13 protein-coding genes are annotated in these 17,406 nt (G+C 59.9%); 4 read left to right on the forward strand and 9 right to left on the reverse strand.

The window, feature by feature from the left end; all coding sequences use genetic code 11:
• Positions 1 to 71: 71 nt before the first annotated feature.
• From JFT85_RS00380 to JFT85_RS00390, 3 genes are all read right to left on the reverse strand, one after another.
• The gene (locus JFT85_RS00380) at positions 72 to 599 is read right to left on the reverse strand and encodes a cysteine hydrolase family protein (protein ID WP_053255784.1); all 528 of its coding nucleotides are present in this window, start codon (positions 597 to 599) and stop codon (positions 72 to 74) included.
• A 309-nt stretch (positions 600 to 908) separates the two neighbouring features.
• The gene (locus JFT85_RS00385) at positions 909 to 1,355 is read right to left on the reverse strand and encodes a hypothetical protein (protein WP_201228729.1); all 447 of its coding nucleotides are present in this window, start codon (positions 1,353 to 1,355) and stop codon (positions 909 to 911) included.
• Between the two features lie 71 nt (positions 1,356 to 1,426).
• Entirely contained in the window at positions 1,427 to 1,927 is a 501-nt protein-coding gene (locus tag JFT85_RS00390) for a DUF4822 domain-containing protein (protein ID WP_069553383.1), read from the reverse strand.
• A 413-nt stretch (positions 1,928 to 2,340) separates the two neighbouring features.
• Here JFT85_RS00390 and JFT85_RS00395 point away from each other — a divergent pair, with 413 nt between their 5' ends.
• The 3 genes from JFT85_RS00395 to JFT85_RS00405 all read left to right on the forward strand — a co-directional run bounded on the left by JFT85_RS00395 (position 2,341) and on the right by JFT85_RS00405 (position 6,005).
• A complete protein-coding gene (locus tag JFT85_RS00395) occupies positions 2,341 to 3,618 on the forward strand; it encodes a serine/threonine transporter (RefSeq protein ID WP_053255786.1) in 1,278 nt (425 codons plus the stop codon).
• A gap of 127 nt (positions 3,619 to 3,745) precedes the next feature.
• Complete coding sequence (locus JFT85_RS00400; RefSeq protein WP_053255787.1) at positions 3,746 to 4,363, forward strand: ParB-like protein; 618 nt, start codon at positions 3,746 to 3,748, stop codon at positions 4,361 to 4,363.
• Positions 4,353 to 6,005: a SulP family inorganic anion transporter gene (locus JFT85_RS00405; RefSeq protein ID WP_073638630.1), complete on the forward strand. Its 1,653-nt coding sequence runs from the start codon at positions 4,353 to 4,355 to the stop codon at positions 6,003 to 6,005. The genes JFT85_RS00400 and JFT85_RS00405 overlap by 11 nt, the downstream gene beginning before the upstream one ends.
• A 50-nt stretch (positions 6,006 to 6,055) precedes the next feature.
• Here JFT85_RS00405 and acnB read toward each other — a convergent pair whose 3' ends face one another.
• The gene (gene acnB, locus JFT85_RS00410) at positions 6,056 to 8,665 is read right to left on the reverse strand and encodes a bifunctional aconitate hydratase 2/2-methylisocitrate dehydratase (protein WP_053255789.1); all 2,610 of its coding nucleotides are present in this window, start codon (positions 8,663 to 8,665) and stop codon (positions 6,056 to 6,058) included.
• 395 nt (positions 8,666 to 9,060) lie between these two features.
• Here acnB and JFT85_RS00415 point away from each other — a divergent pair, with 395 nt between their 5' ends.
• Complete coding sequence (locus tag JFT85_RS00415; protein ID WP_053255790.1) at positions 9,061 to 9,531, forward strand: DUF1289 domain-containing protein; 471 nt, start codon at positions 9,061 to 9,063, stop codon at positions 9,529 to 9,531.
• Positions 9,532 to 11,175: 1,644 nt separating this feature from the next.
• Here the strand turns inward: JFT85_RS00415 and JFT85_RS00420 are convergent.
• The 5 genes from JFT85_RS00420 to JFT85_RS00440 form a co-directional block, all read right to left on the reverse strand.
• On the reverse strand, positions 11,176 to 14,523 hold the full coding sequence (locus tag JFT85_RS00420; protein ID WP_201228731.1) for a hypothetical protein: 3,348 nt from the start codon (positions 14,521 to 14,523) through the stop codon (positions 11,176 to 11,178).
• 94 nt (positions 14,524 to 14,617) lie between these two features.
• Entirely contained in the window at positions 14,618 to 15,763 is a 1,146-nt protein-coding gene (locus tag JFT85_RS00425; protein ID WP_053256251.1) for a MalY/PatB family protein, read from the reverse strand.
• A 59-nt stretch (positions 15,764 to 15,822) separates the two neighbouring features.
• Positions 15,823 to 16,416 (reverse strand): FMN-dependent NADH-azoreductase, encoded by a 594-nt coding sequence (locus tag JFT85_RS00430; RefSeq protein WP_053256250.1) that lies wholly within the window; start codon positions 16,414 to 16,416, stop codon positions 15,823 to 15,825.
• A complete protein-coding gene (locus JFT85_RS00435) occupies positions 16,413 to 16,853 on the reverse strand; it encodes a GNAT family N-acetyltransferase (protein ID WP_201228733.1) in 441 nt (146 codons plus the stop codon). Before JFT85_RS00435 ends, JFT85_RS00430 begins: the two co-directional genes overlap by 4 nt.
• Entirely contained in the window at positions 16,846 to 17,322 is a 477-nt protein-coding gene (locus JFT85_RS00440) for a carboxymuconolactone decarboxylase family protein (protein WP_201228735.1), read from the reverse strand. The genes JFT85_RS00435 and JFT85_RS00440 overlap by 8 nt, the downstream gene beginning before the upstream one ends.
• Positions 17,323 to 17,406 lie beyond the last annotated feature (84 nt).

Raw genomic sequence — 17,406 nt, forward strand, 5'->3', positions numbered from 1 at the left:
TTGAGAGGATAAGTATGCGCGATTTGTAAGACAGAACGTTTTGTTCAGTCACAAAAAATCCCGCCTTGGTATCACTGGAACTCAATAGTCTGCGCTGTCACCCGCTTCACGAATGCCCCGGCCAAGGTCGCATTGTGATGCGCGATGATCGCCTCGGCCGACAACGCCGGCGTGTCCATGCAAGTATGGCCGTCCTGCGGCAATACCACCGAAAACCCCAGCTCCGCCGCCACTCGGCAAGTGGTGTCGATGCAGAACTGGGTCTTCATCCCGACAATCACCAGCTCATTGACCTGCGCGGCGGCCAACTGATTCGCCAGATCGGTCCCCAGGAAGCAACTGGGCCGGGTTTTATTGAACAGGTGGTCGCGCGCTTCGTCGACGTCCAGGCCGTGCCACAGCTGCCAGAGCGGGCTGCCGGCTTCAATCGGCGAGCCTGCCGGGCCAGTGTGCCGGGCAACAAAGATCGCTGCGTTGGCGCTGCGGGCGCGATGAATAAGGTGGTTGATGGTGTCGAGCACCCGTTCGCGCTCGAAGGGTTTCTCCGGCCCATCGTATAAACCGGTTTGCATATCGATAATCAGCAGGGCGTTTGCCATGGTCTTGCTCCTTGCAGTGGCCAGCGGGCGGAGCAATAAAAAGGCCCCGTCCATTACTGGCGGGGCCTTGGGTTGTTTCTGGGGGGCTCTAGTTCACGCACCCACAGCAACCGCACGACCCGCCATAAGCGGTCGTGGTGGTGGTGCGGGTGAGGGGGCGCTGAATAAAGTTCATGGCCCGATCATGCTGGCGTGTGCGCGCGACTGTCAACGGGGGCGTCGAGTCTTTTGGCGCGCTAATGGGGGTTTTTCACGGCGTTAAGGAAGTCATCTGTCGCATGAGACACAGTCGTCCAGCCGTGAGAACGCCTATTGCGTCGCGTCAGCCTGTCGCGCCTTGATTTGCGCTGCCTGTGCTATCGGCATGAAATCATAGGTGGGGAAGAATTCTGTATTGTAGACGCCCCAGGCGGTGTTTTCGATTGCTAAATTGACCTCAGCCAAGCGCGAGGCCGGAAGGCGCAGGACGATGACCTGTCCGATGCCCATGGTGATATTCCAACTGACGACTTCCACGCCGGCGGGCGGGAATACCTTGTGAAATTCCTGCTGGGCCAGTTGGGTCTTCAACGCACTTAACGGGCGTGACTGATCGTGTTTAAGGAAGACGGTCAACATGACGGCGTTGTCGGCCGTGGCGGCAATGTGTTTGGTGCTGGAAGTTGTGTTGGTTTGTGCGATGACCATGCTTGGAAGCAGGAGGGTCGTAAGCAGAGCAGGTAATAACAGTGACTTGCCGGGTTTATGTATGTTCATGGTTGGGTACCTTGTTTGTTGTTTTTATAGAACGAGTTAGTCCGGTATTTCAATGCGGCGCGTGAAGTTGGTTAGTTGGACATGGCTGTCTTTAGGGGCCCTTTGTAAGGGGCGTGCACCACATATATGCGAACCGTCGGCTGGTTGGCTACGCTGTCGCGTGGTACTTCCCGAGAGTAGGTGAATTCGCTGTTGTCCAGCTTTTCCAGGCGCCTGACAACCGTTCTGACAGGTCCCACGTCAGGCACCAGAATGTGGGTTTTCCTGTCGCCCGTGATCAGGAAATACCCGCCACCGCCATCCGCGTACTTTGATCGACCGGTCTCGGTGTAAAAGAACTCATAGCGATTTCGTTGAGGGTCCCACATCGATATGCCGACCACGCCGGGGTAGTTTGCCTTGACGTCTTTATCCGGTTCCCCCTCGATATAGACCTTGGTGGTTAACCATTGAGGCGAGGACGCCAGTGCGCGGATATCCCGTTCAGGCTCCACTGGTTGTGCATGACTATTGGGCGGGTTGAATATCCCTGCCAGAAGCAGACCGGCAAATACGACAGTGAGTCTTCGCATATATAACCCCCGTGAACTCAGTAAGTGTTTACCTCAAGTGCGTGGGGGATATTAGGTTGGCGGGTTGAGTTTGCTCAATGGCTATGAATGTTCCTGTAACAGTTAAAGTGGTGTTTTAGTGAAAATATAATTTAGATGCGGGCAGTGTCTTGTCGTGCTGTAGGGTATTTCTTGAAAAGCTCGAACTCCTAAAGGGATGCGCGCTGTGTATGTGCCGTGTTTACGCGACTCCTCAGTGTTCACAAACCGCAGCCAATGCTGTCCGTGCACGCCTGCCGCGGCTAACCATTCCTCTGCTAAGTCTTTGCTTATTCACAAGAATCCCGGACAATCGCGCCCCTGTTATGGTCGGGGCGCTGCCTGTCAGGTTTTTCTGACTCGCCCCGGCCGTGAAAATGCGGAGATCCGACCGGATGAATGATCAGGCCAATAGCGTCGACGAACGCTATGCAACGACACCTGCAACCCTCACAAGCTGGAGCCGCCAGGACACCACCTGGATGCTTGGGCTGTTCGGCACCGCCATCGGCGCCGGTACTTTGTTTTTGCCGATCAACGCGGGCCTGGGGGGCTTCTGGCCACTGGTGATCCTGGCGCTGCTGGCATTTCCGATGACCTTCTTTGCCCACCGTGGGCTGACCCGTTTCGTACTGTCCGGCCGCGAAGGTTCCGACATTACCGACGTGGTTGAAGAGCATTTCGGGCTCAAAGCCGGTGCGTTGATCACCTTGTTGTACTTCTTTGCCATCTTCCCGATCCTGCTGATCTACAGCGTGGCGCTGACCAACACCGTCAGCAGCTTCATGGAACACCAACTGCACATCCTGCCGCCGCCGCGGGCGATCCTGGCATTTGTGCTGATTCTGGGGTTGTTGGCGGTGGTGCGTTGCGGCGAACAAGTAATCGTCAAGGCGATGAGCCTGATGGTCTATCCGTTTATCGTCGCCTTGCTGTTCCTGGCGGTGTACCTGGTCCCGCATTGGACCGGCGGCATCCTCAGCACCGCCAGCGAGGTGCCGGCGCCGTCGGCGTTGCTCAACACGCTGTGGCTGGCGATTCCGGTGATGGTGTTCTCGTTCAACCATTCGCCGATCATCTCGGCGTTCGCGGTTGACCAGAAGCGCCAGTACGGCGCCAATGCCGATGAGCGCAGTTCGCAGATCCTGTCCCGTGCGCACCTGTTGATGGTGGTGATGGTGCTGTTCTTCGTGTTCAGCTGCGTGCTGACCCTGTCGCCGGCGCAGTTGGCCGAAGCGAAAGCGCAGAACCTGTCGATCCTGTCGTACCTGGCCAACCACTTCGACAACCCGACCATCGCCTTCGCCGCGCCATTGATTGCATTCGTGGCGATTGCCAAGTCATTCCTGGGCCACTACATCGGTGCCAGCGAAGGCCTCAAGGGCCTGGTGCTTAAAACCGGTCGCCGCCCGGCAGCCAAGGCGCTGGACCGCATGACCGCTGCGTTCATGCTGGTGGTGTGCTGGATCGTCGCCACGCTTAACCCGAGCATCCTTGGCATGATCGAAACACTGGGCGGCCCGATCATCGCGTCGATCCTGTTCCTGATGCCGATGTACGCGATCCGTAAAGTGCCGGCCATGGCCAAGTACCGTGGGCAGGCCTCCAACGTGTTTGTCACCGCAGTGGGCTTGGTTGCGATTACGGCATTGATCTACTCGCTGCTGTCCTGACGGCAGGCTGCACCCACCAGGGCCGATTCGCGCACAGCGTGAATCGGCTTTTTTTTCGCGTGGGAAAAACTCGCCCATCAATGAGGGCTAAGCTGTCGGCTTATTGGTTCCCTATTTGGAGGCACCCATGGCCCGGCCCCGTCCGCAACTGGTCACAGGCAAGCTGGAAAAGTTGCACCCCACCCAATTGACCGTGGGTCTGGCTGAGGTCACCACCAAGCGCGAAGCCTGGACCAAACTCAAGCGCAAGGAGCGCACTGCGGCGCTCGACAAGCACTGGTTTCCTTGCGTGCTCGGCCCGGACGAGCGTTATTACATCACCGATCATCACCATTTCGGGCTGGCGCTGCTGTTGGAGGGCGTCAAGAGTGTGTCGCTGTTGATGCTCAAGGACCTGTCATTTGTGGACCGCAACACGTTCTGGAACGTCATGGCGTTCAATCAGTGGGTACACCCTTACGATGCGCGTGGCCTGCGACGTACCTACGAAGCCATTCCGCGCAAGATTACCGACTTGCAGGACGACCCTTACCGCAGCCTGGCGGGCATGTTGCGCACGGCTGGCGGTTACGCCAAGGACGCGACGCCGTTCAGCGAGTTTCTGTGGGCGGATTTCTTGCGCAGCCGCATTGGCAGCGACGTGGCCAGCCAGCCAAACGCCAAGGTGTTAAGCAAGGTCATGCTCCTGGCACGCAGCCAGGAAGCGCGTTATTTGCCAGGATGGGTTGGGCCGATTGAAAACTGAAACCGAAACGCCTGTTGTCGTATCCCCCAATCGTACCCAAGACATTCTCGCCGGGTTGTCCATTGCCGGTTTACTGCTGCCGGAAGCCGTGGCGTATTCGAGCATTGCCGCACTGCCGCCGCAGGCCGGTGTGATTGCCTTGTTTGCCGGGCTGGTGTGTTACGGCCTGTTCGGCACCAGTCGCTTTGCAATTGTCTCGGCGACGTCATCGTCTGCGGCGGTGTTGGCGGCAGCCACTGCGAGTCTGGCAGGCGATGACCCGGCGCTGAGGCTGTCCCTGGCGTTCGGGCTGGTGTTGATCACCGGGGGGCTTTTCCTGTTGGCCGGGTTGTTCAAACTCGGCGGTGTGACGTCGTTTATTGCCAAGCCGGTGTTGCGCGGCTTTGCGTTCGGCCTGGCGCTGACGATCATCCTCAAACAGTTGGCCAGCGTGGTGGGTGTGCACCTGGTCGATAACAACCTGATCCGCTTCCTGCCGCAGTTGCTGGAGCAACTGCCCCGTTGGAACTGGCCGGCTGCGTGGGTGGCTGCGGCTGCATTGGGCGTATTGTGGCTGTGCGCGCGGATACCGCGTCTGCCGGGCGGGCTGTTGGTGGTGGTCCTCGGTATTGGCGCCGGGCAGTACCTGGATTTACAGGCCCATGGTGTCGCGCTGATCGGTCTGATCGACCTGCAGCTGGAATTGGGCCACTTGCCGGTCCTGCCGTTCGCGGACTGGTTGCGCCTCGGCGAATTGGCGTTTGCCCTGGTGATGATCCTGTATGCGGAGTCCTACGGCTCGATCAGTTCGTTCGCGCTTAAACACGGCGACCGGGTGTCATCCAATCGCGACCTGCTCGCGTTGGGTGCAGCCAACCTGATCTCCGGGTTATTCCACGGCATGCCGGCCGGCGCGGGTTATTCGGCGACGTCGGCCAATGAGGCCGCCGGTGCCAGTTCACGTCTGGCCGGTATCGTTGCCGCGCTGGTGGTGTTGGTAATTGTGTTGACGGTGTTGCCGTATGTGGCGCTGACCCCGGAGCCGGTGCTCGCTGCCATCGTCATCTATGCACTGGGGCGTGGCTTGAGCCTGCAACCCCTGGGCCGTTACTTTGTGTGGCGGCGTGACCGTTTGCTGGTGATCTGTGCCGTGGCAGCCGTGCTGTTGCTGGGCGTACTGGACGGGCTGCTGGTGTCGGTGGCGATCAGCGTAGTGTTGATGTTGCGTCAGATGTCAGCGGCGGATATTCAGGTGCTGGGGCGTTTGGCTGACAGTCACGACTTTGTCGATCGCCAGCACCATCCGGATGCGTTGGACGTACCTGGCGTGTTGATCGTGCGGCCCAACGAAGCCCTGTTTTTCGCCAATGCCGAACGCATCCTCGGCGCGGCGTTGCGCCTGATGCGTCAATCGCAGGTCGAGGCTGTGGTGCTCAGCCTGGAAGAGTCGCCTGACCTCGATGGCACCAGTATCGAAGCGCTGGCGGCGTTTTTTGCGCAAGTGCGCGGGGAGGGCAAGCGCCTGGTACTGGCCCGCGTGCGGCATGAGGCCCGCGAGGTGTTGCAGAGCTTGCCTGAAGCCTCGGCGTCACAGGTCTTGCTCAGTGGCTTGAGCGTTGACGATGCAGTGCAGCTAGCGCTGAGTGTCAATTCCCAGGCATAAAAAAACGCCGCGCATCTTGCGATACGCGGCGTCCTTTACGTCAATACATCTTAGGCTTGAATCACCGGGATGTTGGCGCTTGCTGCGATTTTGCGGAACTCGGCGATCTGGTCGAAGTTCAGGTAGCGGTAAACGTCACTGGCCATGGTGTCCAGTTTGGCCGCGTAGCCCATGTACTCTTCCACCGTCGGCAGGCGGCCCAGCGTGGAAGCTACAGCCGCCAGCTCAGCCGACGCCAGGTAGACGTTCGCGCCATCACCCAGACGGTTCGGGAAGTTACGCGTCGACGTCGACACAACCGTCGAGTTCGGCTCTACACGTGCCTGGTTACCCATGCACAGCGAGCAGCCCGGCATTTCCATGCGCGCGCCAGCCTTGCCGTAGATGCCGTAGTAACCTTCTTCGGTCAGTTGGTGAGCGTCCATCTTGGTCGGCGGCGACAGCCACAGACGGGTTGGCAGCTGACCCTTGACCTGTTCCAGCAGCTTACCGGCAGCGCGGAAGTGACCGATGTTGGTCATGCACGAACCGATGAACACTTCGTCGATCTTCTCGCCGGCAACGCTGGACAACAGACGGGCATCGTCCGGGTCGTTTGGCGCGCAGAGGATTGGCTCGTTGATTTCGGCCAGGTCGATTTCGATGATTTCGGCGTATTCCGCGTCGGCATCGGCTTCCATCAGCTCCGGGTTGGCAACCCAGGCTTCCATCGCTTGGGCGCGACGTTCCAGGGTACGTGCATCGCCGTAGCCTTCGCCGATCATCCAGCGCAGCAGGGTGATGTTGGAGTTCAGGTACTCGGTGACGGAATCTTTCGACAGCTTGATGGTGCAACCGGCAGCCGAACGTTCAGCCGAGGCGTCGGACAGCTCGAAAGCCTGTTCCAGCGTCAGGTCGTTCAGGCCTTCGATCTCCAGGATGCGGCCGGAGAAGGCGTTCTTCTTGCCTTTCTTCTCTACGGTCAGCAGGCCAGCCTGGATCGCGTAGTAAGGAATGGCGTGAACCAGGTCACGCAGGGTGATGCCAGGTTGCATTTTGCCTTTGAAGCGCACCAGGATCGATTCCGGCATGTCCAGTGGCATAACGCCAGTGGCTGCAGCGAAGGCGACCAGACCGGAACCGGCCGGGAACGAGATGCCCATCGGGAAACGGGTGTGGGAGTCACCACCGGTGCCGACGGTGTCCGGCAGCAGCATGCGGTTCAGCCAGCTGTGGATGATGCCGTCGCCTGGACGCAGCGATACACCGCCACGGGTCATGATGAAGTCAGGCAGGGTGTGGTGGGTGGTCACGTCGATCGGCTTTGGATAGGCCGCGGTGTGGCAGAACGACTGCATGACCAGATCGGTCGAGAAGCCCAGGCACGCCAGGTCTTTCAGTTCGTCACGGGTCATAGGACCGGTGGTGTCCTGAGAGCCTACGGTGGTCATTTTTGGTTCGCAGTAGGTGCCAGGACGAACGCCTTTGCCTTCTGCCAGGCCACAGGCACGGCCAACCATTTTCTGCGCCAGGGTGAAGCCCTTGGTGCTTTCAGCCGGCGCTTCCGGCAGTTTGAACAGGGTCGAAGGTGGCAGGCCCAGCTCGGCGCGCGCCTTCTCGGTCAGGCCACGGCCGATGATCAGCGGGATACGGCCGCCGGCACGCACTTCGTCCAACAGCACCGGAGTCTTCATTTCGAAGGTGGTCAGGACTTCGTCAGTGCCGTGTTTGCAGACTTTGCCAGCATGCGGGTACAGGTCGATCACGTCGCCCATGTTCATGTTGGTCACGTCGAATTCGATTGGCAGAGCGCCAGCATCTTCCATGGTGTTGTAGAAGATGGGAGCGATCTTGCTGCCGAAGCAGAAACCGCCGGCACGCTTGTTCGGCACGTAAGGCACGTCGTCGCCGAAGAACCAGAGTACCGAGTTGGTCGCCGACTTACGGGACGAACCGGTACCGACCACGTCACCGACGTAGGCGATCGGGAAGCCCTGGCCGCGCATCTCTTCGATCTGCTTCATCGGGCCGGTCTTGCCTTGCTCGTCCGGCACGATGCCTTCACGGGCCATTTTCAGCATGGCCAGGGCGTGCAGCGGGATGTCAGGACGGGACCAGGCATCAGGCGCAGGGGAGAGGTCGTCGGTGTTGGTTTCGCCAGTCACCTTGAACACGCGCAGGCTGATCTTGTCGGCCAGGGTCGGGCGGTTCTTGAACCACTCGCCGTCGGCCCAGGACTGGATCACGGCTTTGGCGTGTTCGTTGCCGTTCTTGGCTTTTTCAGCCACGTCGTGGAACGCATCGAACATCAGCAGGGTGTGCTTGAGTTGGGCGGCAGCTACCGGTGCAAGCGTGGCGTCGTCCAGCAACTCGACCAGCGTCACGATGTTGTAGCCGCCTTGCATGGTGCCAAGCAGTTCAACAGCGCGTTTCTTGTCGATCAGGGGGGAAGTGGCTTCGCCCTTGGCCAGGGCGGACAGGAAACCGGCCTTGACGTAGGCAGCTTCGTCAACGCCTGGTGGAATGCGGTTGGTGATCAGGTCAACGAGGAATTCTTCTTCGCCAGCCGGAGGATTTTTCAGCAGCTCGACCAGGCCTGCGGTTTGTTCGGCGTTAAGCGGCTGGGGAACGATACCCAGTGCTGCGCGCTCTTCGATATGTTTGCGGTAGGCTTCAAGCACAGTTATTACCCTCATCAGTGGTCCCACGGGACGCTCATCCAGAAATGAACGGCACGCATGCGCTCGGGGGCTTTTTGGGCCGCAAAGCCAGCGCTGCCGGCATTCCTCACAGAAGCTGCTTTCAAAGTTTTACGCCTGCAGAACGGAGCTGATGAGGGTTGGCGCGGGGTCTGACCTACCGGGTCAAATCCACGCCAACACCGTTCTGAAGGAACGACTGTGCTCGTGACGCTTTGAAAACAGCTTCCAGCGGATTATTGGCGCCTTACAAGGCCGGATGATTCTACGGCAAAAAAAATCTAAAGGTAAGTTGCCTAACCAAGTTTGCTGGGTGATCAATCTTAGACAAAGGGCTAACATGGCGCATTGTTTCGCTGATTTGCGTGTCGTTACCCATGCCCAACCAAACCATCAAGACCCCCTGCGTAGGCCTGTGCTCCACGGTGTACGGTGATCTCGTGTGCCGTGGCTGCAAGCGCTTCCACCACGAAGTGATCCTGTGGAATGGCTATAACGAAGAAGAAAAACGCGCGGTTTGGCTCAGGCTTGAGCAACTGTTGGTGCAGGTAATGGCCGGCAAACTGGAAGTCTTCGACCCCAAGATGCTGCGCGGGCAGTTGGAGCAGCGCAAGATTCGCTTCGTGCCGCACCAGTCGGAGTACTGCTGGGCATACCAGTTGATTGCGCGTGGTGCACGGGTGATTTCTAACCTGGAAGCTTACGGGATGGTGCTGTTGCCGGAGTTTCGTGACTGGGCGTTGCCGGAGCTGCGGGATGCCATTGATCGGGAGTTTTTTATCCTGTCCGAAGCGCATTATCAGCGTTATATCGCGCCGGGGTTTTTGAAAGACGCGCTGGGGCGCTGACTGCACAGGTCAATGTGGGAGCTGGCTTGCCTGCGATGGCTGTCTGCCAGGCGACACATCTTTGACTGATCTACCGCTATTGCAGCATAGGTATCTACGCAACTCTATTAGGTTGCTCTGAGCCTGTGAGGCGTTTAGGTAGATTGAGTACATATCCGTTGCTGCGGTAACGGCGGCTATGGGTTCCGCTCTTACAGCGGGTCACTTTTTTACAAACGCCTAAAAAAGTAACCAAAAAACGCTTTGCCCCACCACTCGGTACCTCGCCCAGGCTCGGTATGCCCGCACTCCGGCTTGAATCCGTGGGCCGCCGCAATGGGCCATCCCTGGCCCAGTGCGGCTAACCCGGCGTCCTGCCGGGTTACCCACGGATTCAAGCCTGCGTTCGGCCAGCGTGGTTAACGGGGCCTGTCAGATCAAGATCAACAGCAGATCAAGATCAAAAGCAGAGCACGGCGGCCTGACAGCCGGCCTGAGTGGTTGAAGCAAAAGCAGGGCAAAAGCACAGCAACAGCACTTTTACCGGATGAAATGAGTTCCAAATGTGGGAGCGGGCTTGCTCGCGAAAGCGGTGGGTCAGTTAGCTCATCTGTCACTGATGCGCCGCCTTCGCGAGCAAGCCCGCTCCCACAATGTTGACCGAGTTCAGTTGCTAGCACCGCAGTGCTCTGCTTTTCTGTGGGAGCTGGTTTGCCTGCGATGCAGACACCTCGGTACATCAGGCAAGCCCAGTCGCAGACCCCATGCCATCTCCCAGATTGACCCAACACAGTCCGAAGAGCAGCCCACCCTCTGCCTGATGTACCCAGTTCCAAATGTGGGAGCGGGCTTGCTCGCGAAAGCGGTGGGTCAGTCGGCTTATTTGTAACTGACCCACCGCTTTCGCAAGCAAGCCCGCTCCCACAATGTTGACCGAGTTCAGCTGCCAGCACCGCAGTGCTCTGCTTTTCTGTGGAGCTGGCTTGCCTGCGATGCAGACGCTTCGATACATCAGGCATACCCAGTCGCAGACCCCATGCCAGCTCCCAGATTGACCCAACACAGTCCGAAGAGCAGCCAACCCTCTGCCTGATGTACCCAGTTCCAAATGTGGGGCTTGCTCGCGAATGCGGTGTGCCAGTCACCCACTCCATCAACTGACACACCACTTCGCTTGTGCTTTTGATCTAACCACTCAGGTCGGCTGTCAGGCCGCCGTGCTTTGCTTTTGACTTTGATCTTGATCTTAGGCGCCCCGTTAACCACGCTGGCCGAACGCAGGCTTTGGAGCGTGGGTAAACCGGCAGGACGCCGGTTTAGCCGCGATGGGCCAAGGATGGCCCATGGCGGCGGCCCACGGTCCAAAGCCGGAGCGAGGGCACACCGAGCCTAGGCGAGGTGCCGAGTGGTGGGGCAAGAGCCCTTTGGTTACTTTGGGGCTTTTCCAAAGTGACCCGCCGTAAGGGCGGAACCCATTGCGGCCGTGACCCAAACAACGGATATGCACTCAGCGCCCCCCGACAACCACAGCACTCAACCCGTAAAGAAAGATGTGTAGATACCTATGCTGCGATAGCGGTTTATCAGTCACATGGATGGTGAACGCGAAGCCGTCATCGCAGGCAAGCCAGCTCCCCCATGGAGAGAGGCCCGCCTGCCTGGCCGTTAGTTAAGGCGCGGGCCACCGCCGCCGGGTGCATGGGGTTGTGGTCGCTCCGGCGGCGCATCGCTCGGCAAGCTTTTCGGCGGTGTGTTCGGGTCTTCGTAGTGCTTGTGCAAGTCCCCGTCCAGTCGGTTACTCGAGGAGCCACCTTTTTGCGGGGTCGCGTCAAAGTGTTCCCACTCCGATTGCTGGAAGCGAAAAATACTGTCGTCGGTCGGCGTGTCGCGGCCTTTGTAGTGGTGGATTTCGTAATGGGCGTATTCGACCTTGTCAGCCCAGTTGTCCTGCAATAAACCGTCGCCGGCCAAGTCGCGGTACCAGTCGTTTTCTTTCTCGGTGGCTTTCTGTTTTTTGTTGTGGTCGACAAAGTAGCCGATGATCCCGCCGACCACCGCCAGCACCACACCCACCAGGAACAGCGGCCCGGTCAGTGCCGCCGCCGTGCCCGCGCCAAACAGTGCGGCGGCGCCGAGCACCCCGGCCGATGCGCCGAACGCACCGCCCGCCACTTGCAGGCCACCCGCGGCCTGGGCCAGCGGGTCTTTGCTGTCGACCCCACTCTTGATCGCCAATGCGCCCAACACGATATCGGCAAAACCCCCGACGATATCCGTGGCCGGGCCCAGCACCTTGATCACCGAACCGGCAATCTTCGCCGACTTGGACGCGCCCAACTTGGCCGCACCTGCCGCCGCGAGGCCGTCATCCAGGTGAGTGGCCAGGCCTTCGGTGGCCTCGGTGACGGCTTTGTCGCCCTCGCCGAACATTGTCGAGATGCCGTCGTATTGGCTGTCAGGCACCGCATCGAGGGCACTGGTAATCTTGGCTTTGACGTCGCTTGGCAGCTCGTTGACGCGAAACTCGAAGTTAGGCTCCTGCAGCCCGTTCTTGCCCCAAATCTCCGGCAGGGTCTTGTCCAGGCCGAGGAAGTCCACCAGGCCGCCTTTGCCCAAGGTCTCGCCGATCTTGTCGCCCAGGCGCACAAAGTGGCTGGAACCGCCGGCAAAGCTCAGGAAGTCCTTGGCAATCGACATCCGCTGCGCCGGGGTTTCACCGAGCTTGCCGCCTTTGCCCACCAGTTGGTAAATCGCCGAAAACAGCGTCACGCCGGCGCCGAGGGAGCCAAGAATGCCCTTGCTGTTCAGGGTGTTGAAGACCTCGCCGAGCATGCCGCGATCGGCCACCGCGATATAGGGTTTGTTCAGTGCGCTTTTCAGGTCGGCTTCGCTGATGGAGCCGTTGTTCTTGTAGACCTCACCCAACTCTTCCAGAGCCTTGGTCACCCCGGCCGACTTTTCCTTGCCCTGCAAGCCTTCGTTGAGGAACTTCTCGAGGGTTTCCTGGGTACGGCGCGGCAGGTCGAGCAGGGTGCCTTTCAATACACCCTTGAGCAGGCCGAATAGGTCCTTGGTGGCCAGTTCCTTGTTCTCGTCGGAGATCTTGCTCGGGTCCGAAAGAATCGCATTGAGGTCGGTGGTCAAACCATCGGCCTGGATATTCTGCGCCGCTTTGCTGGCCGCTTCGGGATCGAACAGTGACAGCGAGGTCAGGGTGTCGCTCAGGTCTTTTTGCGCCTCGGAGGTTTTGCCCTGGTTTTGCAGATCCTTGAGGTACAGCACGTAATCCGGGTTGGATGTGAGGTCCAGCAGCTTCTGCTTGATCTCGTCCTTGTTCGGCAGCTTGTTGATCGCGTCGTCCATCTTCGACTTGTAGTCGGCCTGCACGGTCGGGTCTTTGAACAGTTCGCCGATCTGCTGTTGCACGGCCTTGCCGTCGATGATGTCGTGCATGTCGGCCGAGGTCAGCTCGGTCTGCTTGTCATCGAACTCGCGCCAGGTGGTGTTGAACGGACGCTTGGATTCTTCGTAGCCGGTGATGCCGTGGCCATTCTGGTAGGCGGCCTGGGCTTCCAGGGCGCGGACCAGCTTGGCCCGCGGGTCATCCTTGGGAATCGAGCCGTCTTTGACGCCGGCGCGGTAGGTGTCGATCAGTTGGGTGGTGGCCAGTTCGCTGACGCTGAGGGTTGGCGACTTGTCGTCTTTTTCATCGGCGTGCACGCCGGTGTCCATGTTCAGCACATCCAGGTCAGCGGACTTGGGCAGGTTGTGCTTCGTGCGGGTGTCATCGACTGCGCCGGCACTGAAGGCGTCCCACTTGGCCTTGACGTCATCGTAGAGCTGCGGGCTCAGTTCCTTGGACACGATGACTTTGCCTTCGCTGGTCTCGTAGCGGATCAGGCCATCGCCCAGTTCATCGGGGGAACCAAAGGTGATGTCGGTATTTTTCAGGAAGTCATTCGGCCCCGCCAGCTTGTAGCCTTCGCTTTCGCTGGTGTGGATTTTGTCCCAGGTGTCATGCGCGGTGGCGACGCTCTTGAACAGCTCGGGGCTGACATTCGAGGACACCACCACCTTGGTGCCGTCATGGAGTTCGTAGGTGAGGATGCTGTCTTTCTGGTCGTTGTTCCAACTGAACGTCTTGTAGTCATTCAGGCCCGGCACTGGCGTGTTGGCGTCGGCCAGTGTCGCGCCGTTATTCAGTTCGCCTTCCACCACGGCCTTCTTGCCCGGGTCGGTATAGACCTCGTGCAGGCCGGCCAGGTAGTCGAACAGCTTGGGGTTGTCATCACGGGCCACGACCATTTTCTGGCCGTTGCTTTCGAAACGGATCAGCCCCGGGCCGACTTCATCGACCGGGCCGACGGTGGTGCCACCATACGGCGGCCACACTTCGTTATCGCTGGCGCGCTTGTAGCCGGCGTCTTCGCTGCTGGTGAGGCCGCTGAAACTCGCATAGTCGTCCTTGGCTTTCTGGAAGGCTTCGGGGTTGTCACGCTGGCTGATAACGACCTTGGTACCGTCCTGGGTCTCATAGCGGATCACGCCGGGGCCGGTTTCATCCGGCGGGCCGAGGGATTTGTAATCGGCGAGTTTTTCCGGGGCCTTGCCGTCCGCGCCCAGGCTCTGGTAACCGGCGTTCTGGCTGGCAACCACGCCGGAGAGGGACTTGAAGTCTGCGCTGACTTGCTTGAACAGGTCGGGGCTGTCCTGTTCGCTGACGATGACCTTCTTGCCGTCCTGGGTTTCATAGCGGATCAGCCCCGGGCCGACTTCATCCGGCGGGCCGATGGCCTTGTAGTCAGACAGCGCAGGTGGCGGCGTGGCGTCCTTGGCCGCCAGTTCGTAGCCTTGTTGCTTGCTGGCATCGAGCCCCGATGGCGTCTTGTCCTGGGACTCGACTTTTTTGCTTGCACTGTTTTTGAGTAGCACATGGAACGCTGCGGCTGACTTAAGCGGCGTACCGGGAAGGGATTTGGGGTCGGACAAACGATCAAGGGGCTGGGTCGCCATGCCATGGAACTCCTGCTGTTGCCGGTGGGACTGAAAGGCAAAAACAGTAACAGCAGGGGTTCGGCACTCGCTGCGAAACGTTGTGAATTGCGCCCTAACGGTGACGCAGTGCGTGCGCCATGCGTTGCAGGCCTTCTTCGAGCATCGCCCGTGGGCAGCCGAAGTTCAGGCGTACAAACTGCTGGCTGTCATCGCCGAATTCGATGCCTGCGCTCAAGCCGACCTTGGCCTGTTCGAGGAAGAACTGCTGCGGGTCGTCCAGGCCAAGCGCGCTGCAATCCAGCCACGCCAGGAAGGTGCCTTGCGGGGCATGCATCACCACACCCGGCAAACGGGTGTGCACGGCATCGAGCAGATAGTCACGGTTGGCTTGCAGGTAATGCACCAGCGCGTCCAGCCAGTCGCTGCATTGGCTGTAGGCCGCGCGGGTGGCTTCCAGGCCCAGCGGGCTGACACTGTCGACCATGCCGCAGCGGGCATTATTGAAGCGCTCGCGCACCTCGGCGTTTTGCACCACGGCGAAGCAGGTCTTCAAACCAGCGACGTTGTAGGCCTTGCTCGCCGACATCAGGGTAATGGTGCGCTGGGCGATTTCAGGGCTGAGGCTGGCGGTCGGGATGTGGCGGCGGCCATCGAAACACAGTTCGGCATGGATTTCGTCGCTGATGATCAGCGCGCCGTTTTCCAGGCAGGCGTTGGCCACCGCGAGCAGTTCTTCGCGGGGGAACACTTTGCCCATGGGGTTGTGCGGGTTGCTCAGCAACAGTGCACCGGCGCCGGTCAGTGCCTGGCGCATCGCGGGCATTGGCGTGAGGTATTCGCCGTTGATCAGGTCGAACGGCACTTCGATACGCGGCAGGTTCCAGTGGCCAGGTGCCAAGCGTATCGGCCGGTAATTGGGGGTTTGCAGCACCACCGGTTGGCCAGGTTGCACAAACGCATGCAGGGCCATATTAAAGCCGGGCTCCACGCCGGGCAGGAACAACAGCTCTTCAGGCTGCACGCGCCAGGCGTATTTGGCCCACAGGTCAGCGACGATGGCTTCACGCACGTCCGGGCCGGCGACGCTGTAGCCGAGGATTTGCTGGTCCAGGCGAGCATGCAGCGCTTGCAATATTGCCGGTGGCGCGGCGATATCCATGTCGGCGATCCACATCGGCAAGATGTCTTGCGGGTAGCGGCTCCACTTGGTGCTGCCGGTGCCGAGGCGGGGGTGGATCGTGTCGAAATTAAAGCTCATGGGCGGCTCGTATCAGAGAGGCGGGTGCAAGAATGGCGCTGATTCTAGCGCCATTAATTTTATAGGCCAGTGCTGATTGCCTGCGACAATTGTCGGTGTGCCTGTTCCACCGCCAGAGCGACCGCCTCTTCACCGCGCACCATCGCGCCCAGGTAGACGAAATCGACCCTGCGGATGCCCACCGTCGACAGGATCGCGGTCAGATACGGTGTGAGGAAATCCGGCTCATGCCCCTTGCGTGAATTGCCGCAACTGACCAGCACAAACGTGCGCCGATCCTTGAGCAGTCCGACTTTTTCGAACTGTGCATTCACCGTGAAACTGCGATGAATACGCACCACATGGTCGATCCAGCCCTTGAGCGCCGCCGGCACAGTGAAATTGTGCACCGGGGTGCAGAGGATCAGCAGGTCACAGGCTTCCAGCTCAACAATCAATTGTTCCGACAACGCGGTCGCGTCGCCGCTCAATCCGCCAGGCGTGGTGAGTGCATTCGCATACTCGCGGGTCAGCGGCGGCAATGCCTGGCCGCCGTAATCGCGCTCGATGACCTCGGCGCCCGGCACCCAGTCATTCAGCAGCGCGCGAGCCAGCTGGAAGGTCTGCGCGGCCTTGCCGTGGGGGCTGAAGCTGAGCAACAGGGCGCGGGTCATTGGCTCAAATCCTGGGAGAAATGCATACCGCGCGGCAGCAGGCCTTGACGGAAGTAGAAACGCTGGGCCAGGGCCATGTGCATGCCGGTGTCCAACACCAGGTAGCGATAACCCCGGGCGCGGGTTTCTTCGCGCACCCGGTCGAGCAGTTGCTCGCCCAGGCGTCGACGTTGCAACGCCGCATCGACCACCAGGTCATCGACGTAGATAAACCGCCCGTACAGGGTGTTTTCGGTCAGCCGGTAGCCGGCCAGGCCGATGACCCGGCCGTGCTCGCGCGCGGCCAGCAAGTGGTAGCCATTTTGGCGCTGGCGCTGGACTTGTTCCGCGAAGCTGATGGCGTCGGTCAGGTGCGGCCGCAGTTGCTGCATCAGCGCAAAGCTGGCGATGCAGTCGGCCTCGGTTTCCATCGGCACGAATTCGACATGCTCATTCATCGTTGAGGTGCTCCTGATGGGCCTTGACCGCCGTCGGCACTTTGCGAAAGCTGATGGCGACGCGGTTCAAGGCGTTCATCAGCGAAATCGCCAGGGTCAGGTCAGCGACTTCCTTCTCGCTGAACATCGCCGCCACGCTGACGTAATCCGCTTGTGGCACTTGGGTTTGCGCGACCTGGGTGACCACCTCGGCCCAGGCCAGGGCGGCACGTTCACGCGCGGTGAACAGCGGCAAGGCTTCGTGCCAGGCGGCCAGCAGCATGATTTTTTCCAGGCTCACGCCTTGCTTGAGCAGGTCGCGCGAATGCGAGTCCAGGCAATAAGCGCAGCCGTTGAGTTGCGAGACCCGCAGGTACACCAGTTCAATCAATTCTTTCTCCAGGCCGCAGCCATGGATATAGCTGTGCACTGATCCCAGGGCTTTGTAACCTGCAGGGGCGGCTTTGGCGTAATCGAGACGATGGTTCATGGGCGATCCTTGTTTGTGTAAGGGATGCGCCATTTTCGGTGGCGGCACGGCCACTCAACAGGGGCATGATTGGACAAGTGGGTT

Origin of the sequence: Pseudomonas sp. TH04 (assembly GCF_016651355.1) — a bacterium.
In the GTDB taxonomy this organism is placed as follows: domain Bacteria; phylum Pseudomonadota; class Gammaproteobacteria; order Pseudomonadales; family Pseudomonadaceae; genus Aquipseudomonas; species Aquipseudomonas fluorescens.

What these genes read in the sequence shown, in the direction of transcription:
- JFT85_RS00380 (WP_053255784.1), bottom strand. Translation starts at nt 599, where the DNA reads ATGGCAAACGCCCTGCTGATTATCGATATGCAAACCGGTTTATACGAT.
- JFT85_RS00385 (WP_201228729.1), bottom strand. Translation starts at nt 1,355, where the DNA reads ATGAACATACATAAACCCGGCAAGTCACTGTTATTACCTGCTCTGCTT.
- JFT85_RS00390 (WP_069553383.1), bottom strand. Translation starts at nt 1,927, where the DNA reads ATGCGAAGACTCACTGTCGTATTTGCCGGTCTGCTTCTGGCAGGGATA.
- JFT85_RS00395 (WP_053255786.1), top strand. Translation starts at nt 2,341, where the DNA reads ATGAATGATCAGGCCAATAGCGTCGACGAACGCTATGCAACGACACCT.
- JFT85_RS00400 (WP_053255787.1), top strand. Translation starts at nt 3,746, where the DNA reads ATGGCCCGGCCCCGTCCGCAACTGGTCACAGGCAAGCTGGAAAAGTTG.
- JFT85_RS00415 (WP_053255790.1), top strand. Translation starts at nt 9,061, where the DNA reads ATGCCCAACCAAACCATCAAGACCCCCTGCGTAGGCCTGTGCTCCACG.
- JFT85_RS00420 (WP_201228731.1), bottom strand. Translation starts at nt 14,523, where the DNA reads ATGGCGACCCAGCCCCTTGATCGTTTGTCCGACCCCAAATCCCTTCCC.
- JFT85_RS00425 (WP_053256251.1), bottom strand. Translation starts at nt 15,763, where the DNA reads ATGAGCTTTAATTTCGACACGATCCACCCCCGCCTCGGCACCGGCAGC.
- JFT85_RS00430 (WP_053256250.1), bottom strand. Translation starts at nt 16,416, where the DNA reads ATGACCCGCGCCCTGTTGCTCAGCTTCAGCCCCCACGGCAAGGCCGCG.
- JFT85_RS00435 (WP_201228733.1), bottom strand. Translation starts at nt 16,853, where the DNA reads ATGAATGAGCATGTCGAATTCGTGCCGATGGAAACCGAGGCCGACTGC.
- JFT85_RS00440 (WP_201228735.1), bottom strand. Translation starts at nt 17,322, where the DNA reads ATGAACCATCGTCTCGATTACGCCAAAGCCGCCCCTGCAGGTTACAAA.